Raw genomic sequence first — 255 nt, 5'->3', positions numbered from 1 at the left:
GCACCGTCAAGCTGCCCGAGGGCACCGAGATGGTCATGCCCGGCGACAACCTCAAGTTCGAGGTCGAGCTGATCGCCCCGATCGCGATGGAAGAAAAGCTGCGCTTCGCCATCCGCGAAGGCGGCCGGACCGTCGGCGCCGGCGTGGTGTCGAAAATCATCAAGTGATCCTGACGGCGCGCGGCTGACCCCGCCCGCCCATGGACCACATCAGGGGCCGCCCGAAAGGGCGGCCCCTTTGCCATGCGCCGCCACC

1 protein-coding gene is annotated in these 255 nt (G+C 68.2%); it reads left to right on the top strand.

What is annotated here, in order from left to right:
* Positions 1–167 (top strand): EF-Tu C-terminal domain-related protein (locus EG885_RS22570; RefSeq protein ID WP_479724685.1); only part of this gene is annotated, 167 nt, incomplete at its 5' end.
* Between the last annotated feature and the right edge of the window lie 88 nt (positions 168–255).

The sequence above is a fragment of the Paracoccus nototheniae genome, assembly GCF_004335005.1.
Lineage (GTDB): Bacteria > Pseudomonadota > Alphaproteobacteria > Rhodobacterales > Rhodobacteraceae > Paracoccus > Paracoccus nototheniae.
The sequence above is the reverse complement of the archived record's forward strand: the minus strand, read 5'-3'. Positions and strand labels throughout refer to the sequence as shown.